Origin of the sequence: Alteromonas sp. I10 (assembly GCF_003201515.1) — a bacterium.
GTDB lineage: Bacteria > Pseudomonadota > Gammaproteobacteria > Enterobacterales > Alteromonadaceae > Alteromonas > Alteromonas macleodii.
Window position 1 is genome coordinate 471,507 of sequence record NZ_QJJN01000003.1, and the last position, 15,820, is coordinate 487,326.

At 45.9% G+C, this 15,820-nt stretch carries 13 protein-coding genes; 11 read left to right on the forward strand and 2 right to left on the reverse strand.

Annotated features, from left to right (window positions below; genetic code table 11):
- Positions 1-227: 227 nt before the first annotated feature.
- Positions 228-4,025 carry a bifunctional proline dehydrogenase/L-glutamate gamma-semialdehyde dehydrogenase PutA gene (gene putA / locus BZA03_RS08865; RefSeq protein WP_039217490.1) on the reverse strand — a complete coding sequence of 1,266 codons (3,798 nt, stop codon included), beginning with the start codon at positions 4,023-4,025 and terminating at the stop codon, positions 228-230.
- Positions 4,026-4,323: 298 nt separating this feature from the next.
- Positions 4,324-5,370: a zinc-dependent alcohol dehydrogenase family protein gene (locus BZA03_RS08875; protein WP_039224438.1), complete on the reverse strand. Its 1,047-nt coding sequence runs from the start codon at positions 5,368-5,370 to the stop codon at positions 4,324-4,326.
- A gap of 176 nt (positions 5,371-5,546) precedes the next feature.
- Here BZA03_RS08875 and BZA03_RS08880 point away from each other — a divergent pair, with 176 nt between their 5' ends.
- The 11 genes from BZA03_RS08880 (at position 5,547) to rpoS (ending at position 15,758) form a co-directional block, all read left to right on the forward strand.
- Positions 5,547-6,005: an Lrp/AsnC family transcriptional regulator gene (locus tag BZA03_RS08880; protein ID WP_110288546.1), complete on the forward strand. Its 459-nt coding sequence runs from the start codon at positions 5,547-5,549 to the stop codon at positions 6,003-6,005.
- 133 nt (positions 6,006-6,138) lie between these two features.
- On the forward strand, positions 6,139-7,761 hold the full coding sequence (locus BZA03_RS08885; RefSeq protein ID WP_110288547.1) for a methyl-accepting chemotaxis protein: 1,623 nt from the start codon (positions 6,139-6,141) through the stop codon (positions 7,759-7,761).
- 342 nt (positions 7,762-8,103) lie between these two features.
- Positions 8,104-9,819 carry a TIGR03545 family protein gene (locus BZA03_RS08890; RefSeq protein ID WP_039224435.1) on the forward strand — a complete coding sequence of 572 codons (1,716 nt, stop codon included), beginning with the start codon at positions 8,104-8,106 and terminating at the stop codon, positions 9,817-9,819.
- A gap of 99 nt (positions 9,820-9,918) precedes the next feature.
- Entirely contained in the window at positions 9,919-10,209 is a 291-nt protein-coding gene (ftsB, locus tag BZA03_RS08895) for a cell division protein FtsB (RefSeq protein WP_014948164.1), read from the forward strand.
- 5 nt (positions 10,210-10,214) lie between these two features.
- Entirely contained in the window at positions 10,215-10,976 is a 762-nt protein-coding gene (gene ispD / locus BZA03_RS08900) for a 2-C-methyl-D-erythritol 4-phosphate cytidylyltransferase (protein ID WP_110288548.1), read from the forward strand.
- The gene (gene ispF, locus BZA03_RS08905) at positions 10,976-11,449 is read left to right on the forward strand and encodes a 2-C-methyl-D-erythritol 2,4-cyclodiphosphate synthase (protein WP_014948162.1); all 474 of its coding nucleotides are present in this window, start codon (positions 10,976-10,978) and stop codon (positions 11,447-11,449) included. The genes ispD and ispF overlap by 1 nt, the downstream gene beginning before the upstream one ends.
- Positions 11,446-12,531 carry a tRNA pseudouridine(13) synthase TruD gene (truD, locus tag BZA03_RS08910; protein ID WP_110288549.1) on the forward strand — a complete coding sequence of 362 codons (1,086 nt, stop codon included), beginning with the start codon at positions 11,446-11,448 and terminating at the stop codon, positions 12,529-12,531. The genes ispF and truD overlap by 4 nt, the downstream gene beginning before the upstream one ends.
- An 80-nt stretch (positions 12,532-12,611) precedes the next feature.
- The gene (locus BZA03_RS08915) at positions 12,612-13,247 is read left to right on the forward strand and encodes a protein-L-isoaspartate(D-aspartate) O-methyltransferase (protein ID WP_014948160.1); all 636 of its coding nucleotides are present in this window, start codon (positions 12,612-12,614) and stop codon (positions 13,245-13,247) included.
- Positions 13,244-13,822 (forward strand): YqaA family protein, encoded by a 579-nt coding sequence (locus tag BZA03_RS08920; protein ID WP_014948159.1) that lies wholly within the window; start codon positions 13,244-13,246, stop codon positions 13,820-13,822. The genes BZA03_RS08915 and BZA03_RS08920 overlap by 4 nt, the downstream gene beginning before the upstream one ends.
- Position 13,823: 1 nt before the next feature.
- The gene (locus BZA03_RS08925) at positions 13,824-14,693 is read left to right on the forward strand and encodes a peptidoglycan DD-metalloendopeptidase family protein (protein WP_181417287.1); all 870 of its coding nucleotides are present in this window, start codon (positions 13,824-13,826) and stop codon (positions 14,691-14,693) included.
- A 72-nt stretch (positions 14,694-14,765) separates the two neighbouring features.
- The gene (gene rpoS / locus BZA03_RS08930) at positions 14,766-15,758 is read left to right on the forward strand and encodes an RNA polymerase sigma factor RpoS (protein ID WP_014978235.1); all 993 of its coding nucleotides are present in this window, start codon (positions 14,766-14,768) and stop codon (positions 15,756-15,758) included.
- The last annotated feature ends 62 nt before the right edge of the window (positions 15,759-15,820 follow it).

A 15,820-nucleotide genomic window follows, 5' to 3' on the forward strand; every position in this document is an offset into this window, starting at 1 on the left:
TTCGAAGGTCTATGCGCAGCTTTTTTAAATTAACTGACACGAGTATTTCAAACGCAGGGTTAAGGTCCGGTTAAGGAAAGAGCAAGGAATTAGAAATAAATGAGAAAGGTAAGAATAAGGTATTAAAAAGGCCAGCTTAACGCTGGCCTTTGAATGACATGTTGTGAAGATAGCTCTCAATTAAATCGCTATCTTGCCAAGTCGGTATTTACCGCAAGTATTACCGCTTATTCATCATCTTCAACTAGGGTCATCAACGATGTGTTACCACCTGATGCCGTAGTATCAATACTGATGGTTTTTTCGGTCATCAAACGCTGAATAAGGTTATCGTTATATTCAGCTGTGATAACCGGCAAGATAGCGCCTTCGCGAGATGACAGCATTGCTGTAATACGCGCAGTACGTTCAGTACCAGAGTCGACCACCACGCCAGATAAATCTTCATCCATTAGCAAGGTATCTAGATGCGCAAGACGCGCTACCTGGAATAAGCCTTTTGGTGCGCCAGTTGATTCAAACTTGTTTTGAATTTCAACGGCTTCTTCATAGAAGATTTCAGACACAACTGATACTACCGGGTTACCCGTTGATAGCGCGGTCACAATAGACAGTAACCAGTATTCAAAGGTTACTTCTTTATCGGCAAAACACACCAAGATCCCGCGAGGCTCTAGGTAAAGCTTGTTCGATTCACCTGTTGGCCCCGGCAAGGTTTGTGGCTTGGCTAGCTTGCGTTCAACACTGGTTAACTGCTGACGCGCCGTCGCAAGCGTACGGTTCAAGTCATCAGCAAGCTCGTCAACGATGTCCACTTTCGCAATTTTAGCGAGAAGCTGACGTACCATAGAAATACGGTCATTCAACGGCGTATGACGCCACTGCACTTCTACCGCTTTCGCTTTATCCATCATTACGTGCGCACGCTCGGCAATCTTTTCATCACCGACAAGCGCTGCATCAGTACCATCTACATCATCAATGTGCGATGGCTTAGGTGTGGCACGTTCCATCATTAAACGAGGCAGATAATTAGGACCACCCGCTTTTGGACCTGTACCAGACAATCCACGTCCACCGAAAGGCTGAACGCCAACAATAGCGCCAATCATGTTGCGGTTAATGTATACGTTACCCGCGCGGCTCTTGGCTGCTAGTTCGTTAGCACGCTCTTCAATACGCGAGTGAATGCCCATAGTTAGGCCGTAACCTGTACCATTGATTTGCTCTAGCACACTATCAAGGTCTTTCGACTTAAAGCGAACAATATGTACCACAGGGCCGAACACTTCTTTTTCAAGCACATCAATGTTCTTGATTTCATATAAGGTCGGCGCAAAGAAAGTACCGTTTTCAAAGCCTGCTGGCATTTCATTGCGATAAAGCAGCTTAGCTTTATCTTCCATATACTCTTGGTGATCGGTTAGGCTCTTAAGCGCCTTCTCATCAATAACAGGGCCTACATCGGTAGCAAGCTGCGTTGGGTCACCAACGGTAAGCTCTTTCATGGCGCCGGTTAGCATTTCGATAAGGTCATCAGCAATTTCATCTTGTACGAACAATACGCGAAGCGCTGAACAGCGCTGACCGGCACTTTGGAAACCAGAGTGGATCACGTCATCAACTACCTGCTCTGGCAGTGCAGTTGAATCAACAATCATACAGTTTTGACCGCCCGTCTCTGCAATCAATGGCACCTGTTCGCCACCACGTTCTGCAAGCACTTGAGAAATTAACGTACCGGTTTGCGTTGAACCTGTGAACATTACCGCTTTAATGCGCTCGTCTGGTAGAAGGGTTTCGCCCACTTCTTTACCAGGCGATACGATAAGTTTCAATGCGTCTTCTGGCAGGCCTACCGAGTGCATAATATCTACCGCACGCTGCGCAATAATGCTGGTTTGTTCAGCAGGCTTAGCAATAACCGTGTTACCTGTTACAAGTGCCGCTGCCACTTGGCCTAAGAAGATAGCTAGTGGGAAGTTCCACGGGCTAATACAAAGCACAACACCACGAGGAAGTAAGCGTTGATCTTCAGCAAGCTCTTCTGCACGCGCCGCGTAGTAGCGACAGAAATCAACGGCTTCACGCACTTCATCAATACTGTCTTGCGCTACTTTACCGGCTTCACGCATACAGATAGCGATAAGTTCTGCCATGTGGCGCTCAAGCGCATCTGCTGTTCGATTAAGTATTTCAGCGCGCTCGCTTACATCGCGTTTAGACCATGCTTCAAACCCAGCTTCGGCTTCATCTAATGCTTTGCGCATATCATCAGGCGTAGCGTAATGGTGATAACCTACCACGTCGTTGTGGTTAGTTGGGCTAAGTACCGCTGTCGCACCTTCTGGCACTTCACCGGTCACTTTGTAGTAATCCTGCCAACGTTCAAGTTCATGTTTAAGCGCCGTTACCGCATTGGTGTCGGTAAGGTCTAGACCTCGCGAGTTATCGCGCTCTGGCGCATACAGCCCACGTGGGGTTTTGATTAACTTGTTATAGCGTACTTTCAGGCGTTGTGTTTTCTCTACCGGATCTTCAAGCAAAGACTCAACCGGTTTTTCATCGTCAACGATGGCGTTTACAAACGACGAGTTCGCGCCGTTTTCAAGAAGACGACGTACAAGGTAGGCCAATAAATCTTCGTGTTCACCTACAGGTGCATAAACACGGCACTGAATTTTATCCTGTGTTACCACCTGATCGTAAAGGGTATCGCCCATACCGTGCAGACACTGGAACTCAAAACCTTCTTTGTCGTCACCAGCAAGCTCAACAATAACAGACGCTGTGTAGGCATTGTGCGTCGCAAACTGCGGGTAAATGGTGTCGCGATACTCAAGTAGACGGTTCGCACAGGCATGGTATGATACATCTGTTGACGACTTACGGGTAAATACAGGGAACTCTTCAAGGCCCGCTTGTTGAGTAAGCTTAATCTCAGTATCCCAATAAGCGCCTTTAACCAAACGCACCATTAGCGGACGACCTACCTCTAGGGTAAGTTCTCGCAAGTGTTCTATAACGTGGATTGCGCGTTTTTGGTAGGCCTGTACGGCCAAGCCAAAGCCTGTCCAACCATTTAGGTCTTCATCGCGAAATACGGCTTCAATAATATCTAGAGAAAGCTCTAAACGGTCAGCTTCTTCAGCATCTACGGTTAAACCGATATCGTATTCTTTCGCCATCATACACAGCGCTTTTAAGCGCGGCGGAATGTCTGCCATGGCGCGTTCGCGGTGAGAAAACTCAAAGCGCGGGTGAATAGCAGAAAGCTTTACCGATATTCCCGGTGAACGCTTAGGACCGCGTCCGTTAGCCGCTTTACCGATTACTTTTATTGCTTTTACGTATGCATCGTAGTAACGCTCAGCGTCGCGCATAGTGCGTGCGCCTTCGCCTAGCATATCGTAAGAATATACGTACCCTTTGGTTTCTTTCTCTTTGGCGCGATCTACCGCATCTTCAATGGTTTCGCCCATAACGAACTGACGACCCATAACGCGCATCGCAATGTTCATGGCGCGGCGAATAACAGGTTCACCCAAGCGGCCAAGGGTTTGTTTTAATAAGCCAAACTGTTCTTTCTTGCGCTTGTCGGCATAGTTCACCATGTTGCCCGTAAACAACAAGCCCCACGCCGATGCGTTAACAAATAACGACTCTGAATTCCCCAAGTGAGGTGTCCACTGTCCCTGAGACAGTTTGTCACGAATAAGCTCATCTTGAGTGGCTTTGTCTGGAACACGCAGCAAGGCTTCAGCCAAGCACATCAATACCACACCTTCTGCTGTAGATAGCGAGTATTCATTTAATAATGCGTCAACACCACCGTGCCCTTCTTGCTCTCGGCGAATTTGAAGCACCATCTTTCGTGCGCGTTCCCATGCACGGCTTCGTGCACGTGGGTTTACCTCGGCAATGGGAAGGATTTGATCCACAGCCACCGACTCACTAATGCGATAGTAGTCTCTTATACGCTGGCGTAGGGGTGAAGTTGTATGAAGTGTGTCGTTAATGAGCATTGCAACCCTTTCATAGAAATAGCTGTAACAAAAAGCGTTCCCGCCGTGTAAGACTGCTCACGGTTACATGGAAGCGGCTAAAAAACAAGCAAGGTCGAAACCCTGCGTTGACCTGTCGTTCTTCTTTTTAACTTTATACTTTTGGATGAAGATCACGACAGTGCCAAATTTGCGCGGATGGTAGCACACAAAATCGCCCTGCCAAGCCCCTACCAGCAAAGTTTTTTTGATTCTCTGTCAAGCTACGTATTCAGTACGTTAGATGACATTTCACACGCTGCTCAACAAGCCCTGTTTTTCACTTTTCATCAAAAGAAACAACGGTCACGCCAGGTTGTGAATATTTGTCCATTTCAGTCAACGCTTTAGGCGCTTCTTGAAGTGAAATTATCTTTCCAATCAGGGCTTGGGGATTCAGCTTTTTTGTGGCGATCATGCCAAACATGGCCTCGTAACGATACGCCTGCATACCGTGACTACCTATTACTTCAAGCTCATGTGCAACGACCGCATCCATAGGAATAGGAGGCGTTGACTGTTCAGCTAACAGCAGACCAACTTGGACATGCTTGCCGCGCTTTCTTAGGCTGTTTACTGAATTTACACAGGTAATAGGATTTCCTAAGGCGTCAATTGACACGTGCGCACCGCCTAATGAAAGGCGCTTGATTGTCGCAGACACATCCTTTTCATTCTTAGCATTAATCACTACATCAGCGCCTAACTTTTTCGCCAATGCTAGTGCGTCATCCGAAATATCAACGGCAATAACGTTTGCGCCAATACTCGATGCAATCATCACAGCAGATAGCCCAACGCCACCACAGCCGTGAACAGCGACCCATTGCCCAGCGCTCACCTTACCTTGGTCAACCACTGCGCGAAATGATGTAGCAAAACGGCAACCCAAGCTAGCCGCAGTCACGTAGTCTATTTCTTCAGGGAGATGAACCAGATTAACGTCTCCAAAATCGATTTCTACATATTCTGCAAACGAGCCCCAGTGAGTAAAGCCCGGCTGTGTTTGGTTACCACACACCTGGTGATTACCCGAAGAGCATTCTGAACATCTTCCACACGCACTAATAAAAGGAACCGTAACTTTATCGCCCGCTTTGAATCGCTTTACATCGCTTCCAACGGACTCGACAACACCAGCAAATTCATGACCCGGTACATGAGGTAAGTTTATTCCATCATCATGTCCCATCCAGCCATGCCAATCGCTGCGGCACACGCCTGTGGCTTTTACTCGTATCACTACCCCGTGAGATTTTGGCATGGGCTTCTTTACGTCCTGAATATTTAATTTTCCACCAAACGATTCAAATACCACAGCTTTCATGATTACAGCCCTCCAAAATAAGACTAATAAGTGTTCACACCATTGTGACTAATTCTAAAAGAGTGCTCGCGAAATAACCTTGCTTTCTATTTAGCTTAGATAGCCCAAATTGAAAGAAGCTTTTAATTGGTATTTAATTGAGGAAAGAATCCATCAAATAGGACGTAAAGAAGAGCATGGATAATGTTGATAAGAAAATTTTAGCCTTACTTCAAAAGGACGGAAAATTGTCGAACGCCAAGTTGGCTGAAAAGCTCAATATGAGTGAAACACCCTGCTGGAGACGCGTAAAACGATTAGAGAGTGAAGGATACATTGAGAGTTACCAAGCGAACCTGAACAAACGAAAGCTAGGGTATGGCGTGCTGGCGTTTGTACAGCTCACTTACACAGCCCATGACACAAAAACAACGAGTGACTTTATTGATATTATTCAACGCTGCGACAACGTTTTAAGCTGCCACAACATCACAGGTGGCGCTGATTTCTTACTACAAGTAGTGGCCAGAGACTTGGATGATTACGGCCACTTTGTAGATACAGTACTGCGAAAACTCCCCGGCATATCAGATATATCATCAAGTATCTCGCTTAAAGAGCTTAAATCAACAGTTCGACTGCCTTTAGATTGCTGAATAAACACCACCCAAAAGTGCCACACTAAAATTTTGGTACATTTGTCTAATTTAACTCTGGAGTAATAAGTAGAAGTATAAAAACCGTCTACACTTTAAAAAAACAAAAATACAAATAAATAGGTATTTGCCGATGTGGTTAAGAAAATTCAGTTTAATTCAACGTTTGGGCATTATCGTTGCCCTAATTACGCTGTTATTTATACTTCTTACTGCCGTCGTTTTAAACAGGCATTACGAAGCATTAAAGCAAAAGTCTTATGATGAAAATCAGCACTTGGTCGAGGTGGTTCATACCATGCTCAGTAGCTTCGCGGCGCGCACCGATGTAGACGAGGCAACCGCTAAGCAACAGGCGTTAGAGGCCGTCAAAGCGCTACGATACGACGGCAGCAACTACTTTTGGATCCAAGACCAAACGCCATCTATGGTTATGCACCCCATCAAGCCCGCCCTTGACGGTCAAGATTTACGAACCTTTAAAGACGGGAACGGCAAAGCCTTCTTTATAGAAATGGCGCAAAACGTGAAATCGAAAGGTGAAGGTTTTGTCGATTATGTATGGCCGCTTCCCGGTGAAGAGTCACCTACCGACAAAATTTCCTACGTTAAAGAGTTCAAGCCGTGGGGATGGACAGTGGGCTCTGGTATCTACCTTACCAATCTTGAAAAAGAATTTGCTCATCTTCGCAATGTGATTGCGGTGTTCTGTCTGGTTAGCATAGTGCTAGTTGTGGTGCTTGTTTATGTGATTGGCGGCAGCATAGTGAAACCGGTTCAAGAAGTAAGTGAGCGAATGAAGGATATCTCACAAGGAGAAGGTGATCTCACCCGCTCGTTGCCTGAAACTGGCCAAGATGAAGTAACGCGTTTGGCACGCTACTTTAATGAATATACCGAAAAAATGCGCCATTCTCTGTTGGGGATCCGTGAGAATATTAATTCACTGACCCAGCAAGCAGAACTTGTAGAAACATCAAGTAAAAATAGTAACGCTCAGGCACAGACGCAAAATGAAAATATGCTTCAAGTTGCCGCTGCCATGGAAGAGATGACAACGCAGATAAATGAGGTTAGCAATAACGCAGATTCTGCAGAAAAGAGTACCAGCAGCGCGCGGGGTAACGTGCAAAACGGCGCCTCGGTTGTGGATAGTACCGTAAACGATATACGCTCTCTTACCTCTGATATTGAAAGCGTAAGTAGCGCTGTTACCGAACTTGCTGCGCAGACTGAAAGCATTGGTGCTGTACTTGATGTAATCCGCGGCATTGCCGAACAAACTAACTTACTGGCGCTTAACGCTGCTATAGAAGCAGCGCGAGCTGGCGAGCAAGGACGAGGTTTCGCCGTCGTAGCTGATGAAGTGCGTACACTGGCAAGTCGAACCGGACAAAGTACCGATGAAATCCAAGCGATGATAGAAAAGCTGCAAAGTAATGCCAAAAGCGCAGTAGATGCAGTAAAAGTAAGCCAGTCAGCGTCAACCAAAACGGTAGAAAACGCCATACAGGCGAATCAAAATCTGCAAGAAGCTGATCGCTTAATGACTGAAATTGCAGATATGAGTAGCGAAATAGCGCGGGCTACCGAGCAGCAAGCGGAAGCCGCTACCGAAGCGAATATGCGCATCAATGCGCTTTCGGGTGCTGCTGATAGTAGCTTGAGAACGGCAGATGAATTAGCAGCTGCGAGCCAGGCGTTACGCGCAAGCTGTATAGCAATAATGGACATTGCGAACCGCTTTAAGCTTTAAAGCATTTTACATTTCAACGAGCCTGCAGCGCTTTGCTGCAAAGCATTGAGAAGCAGGCTCACTTTACTGCTGCTACCACTCCATAGCTCACGGTAATTTTCTTTTAAAAAAAGTAAACTTTGCCGAATTTTGCTTCTCTTACGTCAAGTTGTTTAAAAGCTCACATGGTTTAATCAATACACCTACCTTCTGCGTATGGAAGAAAAGACCTGAGTGCATTACACTCAGAGGCACCATAAGTGGCGGTTAATCGATTACTTTTTATTGAGCGATATACTAGCCACCAGAGTAGTGACTTATGCGCAATAAAAGCCAGACGCGCAAAAAATCAAGGAGTTGAATATGAGCAGTGGTTCAAAGGGTAAGCCTATTTTATTATGGGTTGTCGGTTTTTTCGTGTTGCTATTTTTGGTGTATTTCCTGTTCGCCAATACCATCATCAAATCTATTCTTGAGTCCAAGCTGGGCGAATCCTATGGAGCAGAAGTGAATATCGACGAGTTCGACCACTCTCTTTTTCCAACAACTGTTACGCTGAAAGGTATTGCACTCACCAACCCCACAAAGCCTACTCACAACCAAGTTTTTGTAGGCGAAGCTCATGCAGACGTTGAGCTAAAGCCACTGTTAGATGATCAAGTTATCGTAAACAATCTTGATTTACTGAAAGTGCAGTTCGATACACAGCGCGAGTCTGAAGGTGAAGTGTATCGCGTTCCAGAACGTTCACTGTCATTTGACGAAATTAAAGCAAAAGCCAAAGAAGCCGTGCCTACGGTTGACGAACTTCTCGCCCGCAATCCACTAAAAACCACTGCTGCCATTGAAAATGCAAAGTCTGCCTACGAAACCTATGGAAAAGGTTTGAAAGACGACTATGAATCTTTACCTGATAAGTCGCGCATTGAGTACTACAAAACGCAGGTAGCCCAGCTAAAAGAAACGAACTACAAAGACCCTCAAGCCTTGGTACAGGCAAAGTCTTCATTTGATAAGTTGAAAGAAGAAATGCAGGCAGACCGCGCGCTTATTAGCAATTTCACGGAAAAAGCGAGTGATGCCAAACAAGCCCTTAGTGAAAGTGTTGAAGCACTTAAGAAAGCGCCACAAGAAGATTACGCGTTGCTGAAAGGGGTAATTGCAGGTGACCAAGCGGCACTTTCTCAAGTCACTTACTTTGTGTTTGGCGACAAAGCGGCGGAATACACTGAGTACCTTATGGCAGCAATGCAAATTGTTATGCCGCTCATTCAAGGTGAAGAAAAAAGTGAAGCACCGACTGAAGTGCCGTCGATTTTGGTGAAAGAAGCCAATGTATCAGTGCTTTGGCAAAATGAATCTATCACCAGCAAATGGAACAACATTACAAACGTTCACGAAGTATTCGGTAACCCCACCACCTTTACTATTGAAGCAGCGGGCGAGTTACTAAAGTCGTTTACTTCCAGCGGTGAATTCTGGATTGACGGCAACGGGGTTGACGCTAGCCAAGTATGGCAGCTAGCCGGTGTGAATATGTCTAACATTTCATTTAGCGGTAATGAAACACTAAATGCGGTGCTTAAATCAGCGCTGATGAAAACCAATGGATCGATGAAAGTCACTGATAACATGCTTACCGGTACGGGCGAAGTTGACCTTCAGCAGCTCGTTATGGAAGCAACTGGCACCAGTGATATCACCAGTGCTATTGCGCAGGCACTGCAAACGTTAACCAGCCTAAACATGACGATGCTGCTAGACGGCACGCTTTCAGACCCTGGCTTTAACATTAAGTCTGATCTGGATAATAAGCTGGCTAAAGCGGCGCTTTCACAGCTTACTGCCAGCCAAAAAGACAAGCTGGATGAATTAAACAACAAACTCAACAGCATGATAAGTAACGAACAATCATTGCTATCAGGCGAGCTTGTTGACGTAAACAGTATGCTTAGTGCAGCCCAAGGCGACAGTGCCGCCCTTCAGGAGCTGCTTCAAGCTCAACTTAACAACGTTGTTGAGCAGCAAAAAAGTAAGCTGTTTGATAAATTGAAAGGAAAATTGGGCCAAGGTGAATAATGCGCCTTTGACTCGACGCTGCTTCGCGGCATAATAAGACACAGCAGAGGCGAAGAGTCTCTGCTTTTTTTCCGCTTAACCACATTGTCAGGTGAATCTGTGTTGCAAGGTAAATGGCTTCCCATTGTATTGATAGTACTGCTTGGTCTATTGCAATACAGGCTATGGTTTGGAAAAAATAGTATTCCCGATTACTTCAACCGAAAACAAGAAGTTCACTCTCAAGCCCTTCAAAATGCCAACCTCGCTCAGCGCAATGCCCTACTTAAAGCTGATATTAGCGATTTAAAAATTGGTCTAGAAGCCATTGAAGAAAGAGCCCGAAATGAACTCGGTCTGATCAAAAAGGGAGAAACCTTCTACCGTATTTTGCCCGCAGATTCTAAGTGAAGAAAATGACATCGCCCCGCGTTGTTGCGGTTATCCCCGCAGCCGGAGTTGGCAGCCGAATGCAGGCTGACCGCCCAAAGCAATACCTCACCTTAAATGGTAAAACCATTCTTGAACACACGATTGACGCGCTGCTACAGCATCCGTTAATCGACGACGTGATCGTAGCGATAAGCCCAGGTGACGCATATTTTGATCAATATCGGTTACGTGAAAAACCCATTCGCGTTGTAGATGGCGGAAAGGAACGCGCTGATAGTGTATTGAACGGGCTTATGTCACTTGGCGAGAACGATTGGGCACTGGTTCACGATGCCGCGAGGCCTTGTATAGAAGAAAGCGATATTTCCGCGCTGCTCGAATTAATGAACAGTGATAACGTTTCTGGCGGTATTCTAGCTACCCCTGTTCGTGACACCATGAAGCGGGTCAAACCTTCAACAAATGTTATTTCTCACACTGAAGACCGAGACGGTCTTTGGCACGCTTTAACGCCGCAACTTTTTCCAGCAACATTGCTAAAACGCGCGCTTCAAAATGGTTTATCACAGGGCGCGAATATCACAGACGAAGCCTCTGCCATGGAGCTTGAAGGCTACAAAGTTGCCATGGTAAGCGGAAGTCCGGCAAATATAAAAATAACGCATCCGGCCGATCTTCCTTTGGCAGAATTTTATCTTAAGCAAAAATTAAGCGCGCAAGGCCAGAACGCTCAAAACTACAGAGTTCAAAGCCACAGCGCAAAAAATCAAAAGGCACAATCATAATGCGAATTGGACACGGATTTGATGTACACAAGTTTGGCGGTGAAGGCCCCATCACAATAGGTGGCGTCAGTATCGACTATGAGCAAGGACTGTTAGCTCACTCAGATGGCGATGTATTACTACACGCACTGTGTGATGCAATGCTAGGTGCAGCAGCACTCGGTGATATTGGCAAGCACTTCCCTGACACAGACGACGCATACGCGGGTGCAGACAGCCGCGTGCTGCTGCGTCACGTTGTCAATGTAGTAAGGGAGAAAGGTTACCGCTTAAGTAATGCAGATATGACCATTGTGGCGCAAGCACCTAAGATGGCGCCGCACATTACTGCTATGCGTGAGATTATTGCCCAAGACTGCAACGTATCGCTTGACGACATCAATGTAAAAGCAACGACCACTGAAAAGCTAGGCTATACAGGCCGTAAAGAAGGTATTGCCTCTCACGCCGTTGTTCTACTGGAAAAATTATGAAGCCTTTACACACTGACCACTGGCAGTACTATTTCGCAAAACCTGTATCCACCGGTATTTTTAAATTCCAAGCCGACGATTTTCAAGTTGTCGAGGATTTGGGTTATACCCCTTGTGGTGAAGGCGAGCACCAGTTTGTATTTATTGAAAAAACCAACACCAATACCGCGTTTGTCGCTGAGCAGCTAGCCCGTTTCGTTAACCTTCCATTACGCCAAATTACCTATGCTGGTCGCAAAGACAAATACGCGGTAACGCAACAGTGGTTTGGTATTCACGCGCCGGGTAAGCCTGACTTCGACTTCAGCAACTTTGAACTGGAAAGCGTTAAAGTGCTTAAGCAAATGCGTCACAATAAAAAGTTGCGAACGGGTCAGCTTAAAGGCAATCACTTTACGATTACCTTGCGCCAGGTACTGCATCCTGAGGCCATTGAAGAGCGTCTTCAAGAAATTGAAAAGCACGGTGTGCCAAACTATTACGGCGAACAACGCTTTGGCGTAATGCGCTTAAATGACATGGGTGAAGTGCAGCGCGGTGGAAACCTAGTAATGGCCGAGCGGATGGTAAACGGTGAAACCATCAGACACCGCAACAAACGTTCCATGGCGCTTTCTGCACTGCGCAGCTGGCTATTTAATGAAATGCTTTCTGCACGCTTAGAAAAAGACATGTTCGACAAGGTCACTCACGGCGACGCGCTGGTGCTTTCAGGTTCTAACAGCTTTTTCATCAACGAAGGTTCCGACGGCTCTGAGCAGCAGCAAGACGCACAACGTCGTTTTAATGCCAAAGACGTATGCCCTTCAGCACCGCTGTGGGGTAAAGGTGAACTTGTTACGCAAGCTGACACACTAGCACTTGAGCAATCTGTTGCAGAGCAAAATAGTGAAGTTATCGATTTTTTAAGCCAGTGCGGGTTCGAACAAGAGCGTCGCGCGATAAAAATTTGGCCTTCACAGCTTGAATGGCAGAGTAAGGGTGATACATTTACTATCTCGTTTGCGCTTCCAAGTGGCTGCTTTGCAACCTCAGTCCTTAGAGAGTGCGTGGAAACCTTGTCCCCAATTAACAGGGTGTAAAGAGTATTGAGAAAGCGTGGCGCGCAACAGACTAAACCTCGCGTGGCTGTGGATAAGAATAAAGGAAAGTACGCAACATCATGAGAGCTTCTAGAAAAGGAGACGCGTTAGCACAACTGCTTTATAACGAGGGAATACGTTCGCAAGCAGTATTGAACGCCATTGCTGGTACGCCGCGGGAAAGCTTTTTACCCGACGCGCTGAAACATAAGGCCTATCAAAATACGGCATTGCCAATAGGTCAAGGCCAAACCATTTCGCAGCCTTATATTGTTGCGAAAATGACAGAGTTGCTGCTAGATAGCCCTAATAAACCCGAGAAAGTGTTAGAAATAGGCACGGGTTCAGGTTATCAGACCGCTATACTCGCGCAGCTTTTTGCCAAAGTATTCAGTGTTGAACGTATTAAATCATTGCAGTTCCAAGCGAAACGTCGAATGAATCAGCTCGACCTTCACAATATTGCAATGAAACACGGCGATGGTTGGAAAGGTTGGGCATCCAAGGGCCCTTACGATGCCATTATTGTCACCGCCGCCGCTGCAAGTCTTCCACAGGATCTGTGCGATCAGCTTAAAGAAGGCGGGCGGTTGATTATTCCCGTAGGTAACGAGCAACAATCGTTACTGTGTATTGATAGGATTGAAGGTGAACTAAAAACATCGACCATTGAATCGGTCCGATTTGTTCCCCTTGTAGCAGGAGAGCTAATGTGAAGCTTTTTGAGCCATGTTATGACATGGCGTTACGCTGGGCGAGACATCGTCACGCAACCAAATATTTGGGCGGGTTAAGCTTCTCAGAGTCGGTTTTCTTCCCTATTCCACCTGATGTTATGCTTGCGCCAATGGCACTGTCCCAGCCTGCTAGAGCATGGCAGTTCGCTTTTATTACGACCATCGCGTCGATTTTGGGCGGTATAGCTGGCTATTGGCTTGGTTACTTTGCTTTCGATGCTTGGCTGGCTCCGCTTATCGAGAGCTGGGGGTATACCCACAAAATAGACACGGCAATGCAGTGGTTTAAAGACTACGGCGTATGGGTAGTTTTTCTTGCTGGTTTCTCACCTATCCCTTATAAAATTTTCACTGTGAGTGCTGGCTTCTTGCAAATGGCCTTCTTGCCATTTGTACTGGCATCTGCTGTTGGTCGAGGCGCACGCTTCTTTTTGGTCGCAGCACTCATGCGCTGGGGGGGCGCAGCCATGGAGCAAAAGCTAAGGCAGTATGTAGAAGTGCTTGGATGGGGAGTAGTCATCCTCGCAATATTCGCTTATTTACTATTGCGATGACATGCGTAGGCTCCACCTTCACATAGGAATTTTGTTATATATTTGTGTACTCATCGGGGGCTGTGCAGGAAGAAGTGCACCCGCTCCCGTGGTTTTATTAAATAGCCAAGTTTCAGATGGAAGCGAAGAATACACAAAAAAAACCTATAAAGTTCAACGGGGAGACACCCTCTATGCGGTGGCATGGTACACGGGAAATGACTATCGCGACTTAGCAAAATACAACCAATTATCAGCTCCTTACACCATTTTCCCTGGTCAAGTTTTAAACGTCACGCCACCTTCGAATGTGGCTACAGCCCCCGTTATACCTAAGTCCAAGACCAATCAGTCAACAGCTCCGACCACATCAAATGTAGACAAAAGTTTGGTTGACCGCCCACAACCACAGGCGTATCGTGAAAGTGAAAAAGTTGTTAAGCCACAAAATGTTACAACTGTCAAGAAGCCGTCACAAAGCGTCAAAAAACAAACACCGACGAGTTTTCCAGACAAAGTACAAGAGTGGGTGTGGCCTGCAGAAGGTAAGGTAGTTGGAACCTTCAGTAAGTCAGAGTCAGGCAACAAAGGTATTGATATCGCTGGTGCTAAAGGCAGTAAAGTCGTAGCGGCAGCAGATGGAAAAGTTGTTTACTCAGGTAGCGCACTAAGAGGTTACGGTAATCTGGTTATCATTAAGCATACAGATACCTTTCTAAGTGCCTATGCCTACAACGACACTATTTTAGTCAAAGAACGAGAATGGGTGTCGGCAGGGCAGCAAATTGCAACCATGGGTGACAGCGGAACAAATTCGGTAAAACTTCACTTTGAAGTTAGGTATAGAGGGAAATCATTAGACCCTATGAAATACCTGCCAGCATTAAAATAATAAAAATAAATAACAATAAAAAAAGACAAAGGAGAAACGTCATAAGGTAAACCTTGTAGCAGGAGATTCATGATGGGTAAGTCAAATAAAGCCTTAGAATCAAAACCGCAAGATGACTTAGAAGTCATCGATATGCCAGCTGATATGAAAGCTGACGAAACCTTAGTTAACGACGCTGAACTAGAAAATGACGACGCCATTTTCAGTCAGGATGACCAACCTAAAAACCTGGATGCCACACAGCTTTATCTAGGAGAGATTGGTTTTTCACCACTGCTAACCGCAGAAGAAGAAGTTTATTTTGCGCGCCGCTCACTGAAAGGCTGCGAAGCCTCTCGTAAACGTATGATTGTAAGCAACCTTCGCCTTGTTGTTAAGATTGCTCGCCGTTATAACAACCGTGGGTTGGCACTTCTAGATTTAATCGAAGAAGGCAATTTAGGACTAATTCGTGCCGTAGAGAAGTTTGATCCTGAACGCGGATTCCGCTTTTCAACATACGCCACATGGTGGATACGCCAAACCATCGAACGCGCTATCATGAACCAAACGCGCACTATTCGTTTGCCTATTCATGTAGTGAAAGAACTAAACGTTTATTTACGTGCTTCTCGTGAACTTTCACAAAAGCTTGATCATGAGCCAACTGCAGAAGAAATTGCACTAGCGCTTGATAAGCCTGTGGAAGATGTCACTAAGATGTTGCGTTTAAACGAGCGCATTACCTCTGTCGATACACCTATTGGTGGAGAAAATGATAAAGCACTCCTCGACATTATTGCTGACGAGAAAGAGTTTAGCCCTGAAGAGAGCTTACAAGACTCAGATATCAAAAGTAATATTGTAACCTGGCTTGAAGAACTAAACCCTAAGCAACGCGAAGTACTTGCTCGTCGTTTCGGTCTTATGGGATATGAACCTTCAACACTTGAGGATGTGGGTGCCGAAATTGGCTTAACACGTGAACGTGTTCGTCAAATTCAAGTAGAAGCACTTCGCCGTCTTCGCGATATGTTGGGTCATCAGGGTCTTTCATTAGAGAACCTGTTCGACCAAATGAAGTAGCATCTGCGCGCAACGCAAAAATAAAAATGCCAGTGTTGTGAAGCTCTCAATTTTTGAGTTTC